Raw genomic sequence first — 8,591 nt, 5'->3', positions numbered from 1 at the left:
TGCCGGTGATCCCGCCACGGACGACCCCGCCCGTCGGCACCCGGCAGCAGCGGCGCGATCCGCTCCCACGCCGCATCCGTCAACTCACCACGACCCACCACAAGATCAATTATCAGACACGGCCTAGCGGGCACCCCCGGCAGGACGACACTCCGCCGGCAGGGCCGGCGGGAACACGGCGGACCGGACCCGCGCCGCAGGGCTCAGCACCGTGATCGCAGAAGGCGGACCCACCGGAGGGGGGTGCTGCGCGACGGCGACGGCGGAGGGATGGCGGCCTCCCCCGACAGCGGCGGCGGACCGGCCGCGGACGGCACCCTCTTCGCCACGGGCCGGACCCCGCGGACGACCGGCATCGGCCCGGGGACCGCGGGCCCCGGCGAAGCGCAGAAGCCGGTGGAGGCCGGAGGTGTCACCGTGGACGCGCCCGCCGGTCCGCAAGCCGAGGCCTTCGGCCTGCGCTTCGGACGGGTCGCGCTCCTCCCCCGCGCGCTGCCGCCCGAGGGCGCGCCGGCGCCGGGCCGCGACGACGTCGGTGTCGACGTCGACGACCGGTACCGGACCGCTCTCGGCCTCCGGACGGGGTTCGCACGCCCCTCGCACCACCTCGACACGGGCCCGGGCCGTGGGCCCGGGGCTCGAGGGCCGTGAAGGGCTTCCCGAAGAAGGCCTTGCCGATGCAGCACCAGGACGGGGCGGTACGCCCTGGCGGGCGACGCCCGCCCCGCCGCAGATACGAGCACATGCTCTCAAGAGTCGAGGGTGACTTCACTCCCACCCCGACGTCCGCGTGAAGTTGCGAAAGGAAATCCTCATGACCACGTCTCCCGCAGAACACCTCCCCCAGGAGGGGCGCGGCCCGGAGCCGTCGTCGCAGCAGTCCCGCCACGGGCTCTCGCGACGCACCTTCGTCGGCGGGGCGGCGGCAGCTGCTGCCGGCATCTCACTGGCCGGGGGGTTGACCCAGCCCGCCGCCGCCACCGCCGCCGCCACCGCCACCGGGCGGATGCCGGCGGGTTTTGGTTCGGTCTCCACGGCACCGCATCTCCCTGCAGGGTTCACCCGGACGTTCACCAGCCGGTTCATCCGGACCGGCGGACTGCGCCAGCACGCGGTCATCGGGGGCGACGGGCCGCCGCTGCTGCTGGTGCACGGCTGGCCGGAGAACTGGTACGCGTGGCGCATGCTGATGCCGGCGCTGGCCCGGCACTTCACGGTCATCGCGGTCGACCAGCGCGGCATCGGCCTGACGGGCAAGCCCGAGGACGGGTACGACAGCGCCACCCTCGCCGACGACCTGGTGGCGCTGATGGACGCACTCGGCCACGAACGGTTCGCCGTGGCGGGCCACGACACCGGAGTGCTCATCGGCTACGCCCTGGCCGCGGACCACCCGCACCGGATCGACCGCGTGGCCCTCGCCGAGGTCCCCGGACCTCCGCGGACCGCCGCCTCACCGCCCCTGTTCACCCCCGCAGCGGTCAACAACCGGCTCTGGCACATCCCCTTCAACCGGGTGGACGACGAGCTGACCGAGAAGCTCGTCAGCGGACGGGAGGAGGTCTTCTTCGGCTACGAGTTCGACATCCAGGGCGGCGCCAGGCTGCCCGCCTACGCACGCACCTACTACTTCCGCCTCTTCTCCGATCCCGGGACCCTGCGCGGCAGCTTCGGGCTGTACCGCGCCTGGGACGCCTCCCTCGCACAGAACGACGCGCGCGCGAAGAAGAAGCTGACGATGCCGGTCCTGGCGATCGGCGGGGCGGAGAGCTGGGGCGAGGCGGTCGGGGACGCGATGAAGCCCCTCGCGGAGGACGTGCGGAGCGTGGTCATCCCCGGCGCCGGCCACTGGGTCGCCGAGCAGGCCCCCGGGGAGATGCTGGCGGCGCTGACCGGGTTCCTGGCCCCGTACCGTGCCGCCGCGTCCCGGCCGCACCGCTAGCAGGCGACGGCCCCGGCCCCGGACAGGAGCCCGGTTCCCGTCCTCCCGGCCGCCGCCGCCGACAGCACCCCTGCCGACCGACCGTCACGCGCTCCTCCCGGACTGCGTGGAGGCAGTTCCTGCGCGGCGGCCCACGCCGCGCGCGCCTCCCCCGACCCGGCACCGGTACCGGCACCGGCCCCGGTACCGGCCGGCACGCCGCCCACGGCCTCGCAGCCGGCGCCACCGTGCCCGACAGCCGGTCGCACGGGAACCCGGGCCGGACGAATCGTCCGCACCGCTGACGCCCGGCGCCCCGCCGCACCGACGGCGGGGAGCCCCACCAGTCCCCACACCACCTGCAAACACCGTTTGGACACGTGCAATGCGCAAGATCAACATTCGCCTCCTCGGCGCAGCAGCCGCCCTCACCGCCGCCCTCGCCGGTGCCCCGTCGGCCTGGGCCGCGACATCCGCCCCCCACAGCTCCCCCAGCACCCGCGAGCACTCGGAGGTCATCCGGCTGGTCGCCCGGCAGACCCAGTCGGCATTCCTCGACCTCGGCAGGAAGGGGGTCAGCCTGGGGGACGAACGCGTCATCGCCGAGGACCTCTACCGGGGCGACCGGAAGATCGGCGACCACAGTGTCGTCTGCACCTACGTCCACCTGGCCCCCGACGCGCTCCAGTGCGTCGGGACCTTCGCCCTGCCGCAGGGGCAGATCGCCGGCCAGGCCCTCCTCCACCTGCCCGCCCCACCCGCCGTCGACATCCCCGTCACCGGGGGCTCGGGCGCGTACCGCACCGCTGGCGGCTACGTCCACACCGTCCCCGCCGGTGGCACGGAAAGGCATCTCACCTTCCACCTCACCCGCTGACCGTCCATGAGCAGGCCGGCTCCCGGGTCGGCGGACACGCTCCCGACCCGGGACCGTGCCGCCGATCCGGGCAGCCGGGAACATGCGCCGCGGCACCGCGCCGTCCGCTCCGAGTCGCGGAACGGCCGGACATGCCGCACCCCCACCGGCCCCCCGGGCGTCGAGCCCGGGGGGCCGGTGCGGCACGGCCGGACCGCCGGTGCACCGCCGCCCGGACCGGGCCGGCCGCCGACCCCCTCCTCGCCACGAACGCCCTCCCCCGCGACCGCCGGCTCCCTCCGGTCCGGCAGCGGCCCTGCCCGCCGCAGGCGACCCACCCGCATCGCCGCGCCGGGCACGCCGCTACTCGGCCCAGGGGTTGAAGCCGGTGCGGAGGACGGCTTCGAGGGAGGCGCGCAACCGGGCGGCCTCCTGGGTGCCGAAGCTCTCCTCGAACCGGGCCTGCACGTCCTGCCACAGCGGGAGCGCCGCCTTCAGACGGGACAGGCCCTCCGGGGTGATCGTCACGATCCGCGCCCGGCGGTCGGCGGCGGACGGTTCGACGGTCACCAGGCCCTCCCGGGCCAGCGGCTTGAGGTTCGAGGCCATCGTGGTGCGGTCCATGGCGATCGTCTCGGCAAGACCGGTGATCGTCATCTCCCCGTGGGCGCTGAGCTGCTGCAGGATGCTGAACTGCGTCCCCCGCAGGCCGGCCGGGGCCAGGGCCTTGTCGTACGTCGCGCCGAGGTACCGGGATGCCTTGCGGAGGGCCATGTTGTTGCACGGGCCGACGGGGCCCGCCGACTCAGGGGCCATGGTCTCCTCCAGTGCTCGCCCGTCCGCAATAGGAGCACATACTCTCATATGCGGAGCACCTCTGTCCACGGGCAGCAGGCAGCGGACCTGAGGTTTCCGCCCGCGGGACCCGCCCCGCCTCACCGGCGGGAGCACGCACTGCCGGTCGGTGAGGACGTCCTCAGCGCCGCCGGCCGGGACGGCGACGGGCACTCATCCGTGGTCCGCAGGGCCGGAGGTCGCGACATGCCGGAGCGCGGCCGTGAGCCGGGTGAGGTCCTGGCCCCGGAAGTGGTCGACGAGGTGCCGCCGCACGCTGGAAAGGTGCACCGGCCACGCCTGCTCCAGGCGGGCGAGGCCGGCGCCGGTCAGCACCGCGTTCCACCCGCGCCCGTCCCGGGCGCACTTGGCGCGCTGGACCCATCCCTGCTTCTCGAGCCGGATGACGACGCGGGTCATGCCGCTGAGGGAGAGATTGCAGGCGGCAGCGAGCTCACTCATCCGCATGAGCTTCTCCGGAGCCTCGGACAGGTGCATGAGAGCCGTGTACTCGGAGAGCGGCAGCCCCGCCTCGCGGACCATGTCGGCGTCGACCGCACGGGGCAGTGCCAGCAGGACCCGGCCCAGCGCACGCACGAACGCCTCCTCGCCCGGGTCGAGGGGCTGCGGGGGCTGCTCGTCGGATGGCATGTCCCCACCCTATATCCTTGACAGGGCAAGGAGCATGTCTCCCCCTTGCGGCGCCACGCACGCGCTCCGCCCCTCGATGGCGGGAACCGGCCGGGGGTCTCCACCCGCGCCGTGGACACGGCCGGCCCCGCACCGGTGCGGATCGGCCGGCCGACGCCGCCGTCCCGCCGGGCTTCACCGACCCCGCGAAGTCCCCCGACGGCGGCCCCTACGGCGCCTCCCGCGCCGACGGCCGGGGCACCGACCCCGCCGACGAGGCCGCCCGCACCGCCCTGCACACATCCAGGCCGCACGCGTCCGGGCCGAGCACGTCCAGGCCGAGCGCGTCGCCAGGACCGCCAGCACGCCCGAGGCGGCCGCCCGGCCTCCCCTGCGCCCCCCAGGGGCCGGCCCGCGCAGCCCGTTCCGCTGCGGTGCAGGACCCCTCGGCGCCGCGTCCGGCCGCACCACCGGCCGGCTCGCGCGCCCCACCGCCCCCGAGCAGCTCCCGCAGGCCCGAACGGAGCCTCCTTGACGAATCAAGGATTCCCGGTATGTACTTCACCAGGCAAGTATCTACTTGACGAGGCAAGCACATGTTCAAGCTGTTCAGGAACCGCGAAGAGGCGACCATGACCAAGATCGGCATCATCATCGGAAGCACCCGCCCGGGGCGGAACGGAGAGGCCGTGGCCCGCTGGGTGCACGAGATCGCCGACCGGCGCACCGACGCCGCGTTCGAACTCGTCGACCTGCTGGACTACAGGCTCCCGCTGCTCGACGAGGCATACCCCCCGTCGATGGGCCAGTACAGCCAGCCGCACACCCGGGCCTGGGCCGAGAAGATCGCGTCCTTCGACGGCTTCGTGATCGTCACCCCGGAGTACAACCACTCCGTTCCCGGCGCGCTCAAGAACGCGATCGACTTCCTCTACGCCGAGTGGGCCAACAAGGCGGTGGGTTTCGTCGGCTACGGCTCGACCGGTGGCAGCCGTGCCGTGGAGCACCTGCGCTTGATCGCCGGTGAACTCCAGATGGCCGACGTGCGCTCCCAGGTCGCGCTCTCCCTCTTCACCGACTTCGAGGACTTCAGCATCTTCAAGCCCGCCGACGCGCAGCGCGGCGCCCTCACCAGCACCCTGGACCAGGTCGTCGCCTGGGCGAACGCCCTCGCCCCCCTGCGTACCGGCTGACACCGCACGAACCGCACGAACCGTGCGGCGGGGCGGTCCCGGGGCACCTCCCCCGGGACCGCCCCGCCGAAGGCGGCCGGCGCCCGGCCCCGGCCCCGGCGCGCGTCATGCGTCCTTCACCCTCCGGTTCTGCGGCGACGGGGTCCGCCGTCCTCCTCCAGCCACTCGGAGTGGTGGCGCACGGCCCACGCGGGGTCGACGCGTCCGGTGCGCATCCCCAGCCTCGCCTCCGGATCCTCGTAGGCCTTCCGCATGTGCCCGATCAGGACGAGGGCGACCGCCCAGGCGAGGCAGTCGTGGACGAAGATCGCGCTGGTCCGGGAGATGAGGGGCAGCAGTCCCGTGAACCACATCAGCAGTCCGGTGAACATCATCACCAGCACGGCGCCGGCGATCCAGCCCGCATAGATCTTCTGCCCGGCGTTGAACTTGCCTGCGGGACGCGCGTCCGGCGTTGCCACACGCCTGCGGGCCGCGCGCAGCCACTGCCTGTCGTAGCCCGCGAAGCGGTTCAGCCGGCGGAGGTCCGCACGGAAGGCGGGTGAGAGCAGGCCGAGGAGGGAGGGGAGCGGCAGAAGCACCCCCGACCACTCGTGGACGGTGGCGACCAGGTGGCGCCGGCCCACAAGCTGGGCGAGCGGCCCGAGGTACAGGCAGGCGGCAGTCAGCAGGCACAGCAGCATCAGCCACCCGGTGGCACGGTGCACCAGCCGCTCGGCACGGCTGAACCGGAGGATCCTGCCGGGCCGCTCAGGCCCCCGCGTCGCCGCGCCTGTCGGCTCCCTCGAGCCAGCCGTCGACGTCATATCCGCGCTCCTCCCAGTATCCGGGGACGACCCTGTCGGTGACCGAGATGCCGGACAGCCACTTGGCCGACTTGTAGAAGTACATCGGGGCCACGTAGAGGCGGACCGGCCCGCCGTGCTCGTGGGTGATCGGCCTGTCCTGCATGTTCAGGGCCACCAGGACGTCGGAGCGGCATGCCTGTTCCATCGTGAGGCTCTCGGTGTAGGCACCGTCGAAGCAGGTGAAGCGGACCGCCCTGCCCTCCGGCCGCACTCCGGCGGCGTCGAGGAGGTGCGACAGCCTCACCCCTTCGAAGGGCGTGTCCGGCACGCGCCAGCCGTCGGTGCACTGGACGTCGCGGACGACCCGCGTCTGCGGCAGCGCGCGCAGGTCGGCGAGGGTGTAGGCCCTCGGCCGGTCGACCAGGCCGTCGATCCGCAGCTCGTAGTCCGTCGCGTCCTTGCGGGGTACCGAACCGACGATGCTGTAGTACCGAAAACCGCTCGGATTGGGCAGCAGGCCGGTGAGTCCGGTCGAGTCGGCCTGGGACGCGGAGGCCAGGACCTTCTCCCATCCGTGCTGCAGGTAGGGCGCGCCGGCGAGCCCGGCGGCCCCCGCGGCGAGCATGCCCAGCATCGTCCGCCGCGCGACCGGCGCGCCGTCGGGCCTTCCCTTCGGCTGGTCTGCCATGGTCACCACTCCTTCTGGGACGGTGTCGCGCCTGGTGGCGCAGGGGTGTCGATGAGGTCGGGAGCGGGCCGGCGAACTCGCGGACGTGTCCGGGCTCCTGCTCGCAGCGGCGGCGCGGGCGGAGGCGGCCGCCCGGCCGCGCCCGTCCCGTCCGCCCCGTCCGTCCCGCCGCCCCGCCGTTGTCGCCCGGAGGGCGCGGCGGGGCGGCGGTGCGGGCGGTCAGAAGACCTGGGCGAAGCAGCCCACGGCGACGGCGGCGGAGAGCACGGCCAGGGTCAGGGCCATGAGGGGCTTGGGGATCTGCATGGTGTTCCTCCGGGGGTAGGGGGTGCGGCTCACAGGCAGTAGCGGACGAGCCACTCGTCTGCGTTGTAGGTGTCCCTGGCCGGGTCGGGCGGCGCGGCCGCCCGCTCCTCGACCGTGTCCTCGATGCGGATGCGCTCCGGCAGCCTGCCGAAGCGGGCCCGGCGGGCCGCTTCGGCGGGGTCGGGGCTCTTCTGTGCGGATCGCATCGGATGCCTCCTGGGGGCGGTGGGGTGGAGGGTTCGGGCTGCCGACGGGCCGGTCCCGGGGGGCCGGTCCCGGCCGGGAGGGGTCAGCCCAGGTAGAGGTCCTTGTGTGCGGCGACGAACGCCTCGATCCCCTGGGCGGGGACGCCGGTGACGCGCTCGACGTCGTCGGAGGCGCGGTCGTAGCGGTTCTCGCGGTGCAGCCGGGCCATGGTGGCGATGTGCTGCTCGGTGTGCGGCGGGAGGCCGACCGCGGCGAGCACCTCGGTCAGCCACCGGTCCAGCGGCACGTCCGCGGAGGAGACCGGACGGCCCAGGGCCCGTGAGAACTCCTCCGCCATCTCGGCGATGTCGACGGTGCGGGGCCCGGTCAGTTCGTAGACGTGCCCGACGTGCGGGGCCGGGTCGCGGAGCACGGTGGCCACCACCCGGGCGACGTCCTCCACGGCGACCGGCGAGGTGCGCCCGGTGCCGAACGGCAGCGCGATCGTGCCGTTCTCCCGGATCGACCGCGCCGCCAGCGTGGTGAACAGCGGATTGTCCAGGAACGACGTCGGACGGATGTGGACCACCGGCAGGCCCGACCAGTCCAGCACCTGCTCCGCGAGCCAGTGGAGCCGCTGCTGGTGCGACTCCGCGGTGCTGGTGGCGGTCATCTGCGACACGGTCATCTGGGACATGTCCACCAGGCCGTCCAGGCCGGCGTGCCCGCGTGCCACGGTGGCCGTCACGGTGGCCGCCAGCAGGTGGTCCGGGGAGACGGGCATGGCGAAGTACATCCGCCTGACGCCCTCCAGTGCCGCGTCGACGCTCTCGGGCCGGGTCAGGTCGCCGACGGCGACCTCGGCGCCGAGTGCCCGCAGTGCGGTCGCGCGGTCGTCGTCGCGGCGGACCATCACGCGCACCGGCACGTCCTGCGCCCGCAGTCGCTCGAGGACCGTGCGGCCCACGCCGCCGGCGTTGGCGATGAGGACGAGGTTGTCTGCAGTCATCGGCCGGTCTCCTTCCGGGTGGCTGGGTGACCGAGTGGGGGCGGGGCCGCACGTACGTGTGCGGCGGGGGTTTCGAGGGGTTTCGAGGGGTGCGGGGGGCGGCTCGACGAGCCCGGGCGCCGGGCGCCTGCCGTCCTCCGGACCTTGCGGCGGCGGAGGACGCCGGGGCCGGGTGCACGG

11 protein-coding genes are annotated in these 8,591 nt (G+C 73.9%); 4 read left to right on the top strand and 7 right to left on the bottom strand.

Annotated elements, in window-relative coordinates; all coding sequences use genetic code 11:
* Window positions 1-101, bottom strand: a 101-nt coding sequence (locus LO771_RS31550; RefSeq protein ID WP_374228235.1) for a transposase, incomplete at its 3' end; no start/stop codon positions are given.
* Window positions 102-270: 169 nt separating this feature from the next.
* On the opposite strand from LO771_RS31550, the gene LO771_RS29080 reads away from it, so the two are divergent.
* The 3 genes from LO771_RS29080 to LO771_RS29070 all read left to right on the top strand — a co-directional run bounded on the left by LO771_RS29080 (window position 271) and on the right by LO771_RS29070 (window position 2,798).
* Window positions 271-651, top strand: coding sequence for a hypothetical protein (locus LO771_RS29080; protein ID WP_230747983.1), 381 nt, complete (start codon window positions 271-273; stop codon window positions 649-651).
* Window positions 652-814: 163 nt separating this feature from the next.
* A complete protein-coding gene (locus tag LO771_RS29075) occupies window positions 815-1,942 on the top strand; it encodes an alpha/beta fold hydrolase (protein ID WP_230747982.1) in 1,128 nt (375 codons plus the stop codon).
* Window positions 1,943-2,306: 364 nt separating this feature from the next.
* Window positions 2,307-2,798 (top strand): hypothetical protein, encoded by a 492-nt coding sequence (locus tag LO771_RS29070; protein ID WP_230747981.1) that lies wholly within the window; start codon window positions 2,307-2,309, stop codon window positions 2,796-2,798.
* A 342-nt stretch (window positions 2,799-3,140) separates the two neighbouring features.
* Here the strand turns inward: LO771_RS29070 and LO771_RS29065 are convergent, their stop codons facing one another.
* Together LO771_RS29065 and LO771_RS29060 are read right to left on the bottom strand one after the other, a co-directional pair.
* The gene (locus LO771_RS29065; protein WP_230747980.1) at window positions 3,141-3,593 is read right to left on the bottom strand and encodes a MarR family winged helix-turn-helix transcriptional regulator; all 453 of its coding nucleotides are present in this window, start codon (window positions 3,591-3,593) and stop codon (window positions 3,141-3,143) included.
* 192 nt (window positions 3,594-3,785) lie between these two features.
* Window positions 3,786-4,262 carry a MarR family winged helix-turn-helix transcriptional regulator gene (locus LO771_RS29060; protein WP_230747978.1) on the bottom strand — a complete coding sequence of 159 codons (477 nt, stop codon included), beginning with the start codon at window positions 4,260-4,262 and terminating at the stop codon, window positions 3,786-3,788.
* A 611-nt stretch (window positions 4,263-4,873) separates the two neighbouring features.
* Between LO771_RS29060 and LO771_RS29055 the strand changes: the two genes are divergently transcribed.
* The gene (locus LO771_RS29055; protein ID WP_230747991.1) at window positions 4,874-5,434 is read left to right on the top strand and encodes an NADPH-dependent FMN reductase; all 561 of its coding nucleotides are present in this window, start codon (window positions 4,874-4,876) and stop codon (window positions 5,432-5,434) included.
* 116 nt (window positions 5,435-5,550) lie between these two features.
* On the opposite strand, the gene LO771_RS29050 is transcribed toward LO771_RS29055, so the two are convergent.
* The 4 genes from LO771_RS29050 to LO771_RS29035 all read right to left on the bottom strand — a co-directional run bounded on the left by LO771_RS29050 (window position 5,551) and on the right by LO771_RS29035 (window position 8,411).
* Entirely contained in the window at window positions 5,551-6,240 is a 690-nt protein-coding gene (locus tag LO771_RS29050; RefSeq protein WP_230747976.1) for a cytochrome b/b6 domain-containing protein, read from the bottom strand.
* Entirely contained in the window at window positions 6,185-6,910 is a 726-nt protein-coding gene (locus LO771_RS29045) for a molybdopterin-dependent oxidoreductase (RefSeq protein ID WP_230747974.1), read from the bottom strand. Before LO771_RS29045 ends, LO771_RS29050 begins: the two co-directional genes overlap by 56 nt.
* Before the next feature lie 335 nt (window positions 6,911-7,245).
* Window positions 7,246-7,422 carry a hypothetical protein gene (locus LO771_RS29040; protein WP_230747972.1) on the bottom strand — a complete coding sequence of 59 codons (177 nt, stop codon included), beginning with the start codon at window positions 7,420-7,422 and terminating at the stop codon, window positions 7,246-7,248.
* 83 nt (window positions 7,423-7,505) lie between these two features.
* Complete coding sequence (locus LO771_RS29035; protein WP_230747963.1) at window positions 7,506-8,411, bottom strand: NAD(P)H-binding protein; 906 nt, start codon at window positions 8,409-8,411, stop codon at window positions 7,506-7,508.
* Between the last annotated feature and the right edge of the window lie 180 nt (window positions 8,412-8,591).

Source organism: Streptacidiphilus sp. ASG 303 (assembly GCF_020991365.1).
Taxonomy (GTDB): domain Bacteria; phylum Actinomycetota; class Actinomycetes; order Streptomycetales; family Streptomycetaceae; genus Peterkaempfera.
The sequence above is the reverse complement of the archived record's forward strand: the minus strand, read 5'-3'. Positions and strand labels throughout refer to the sequence as shown.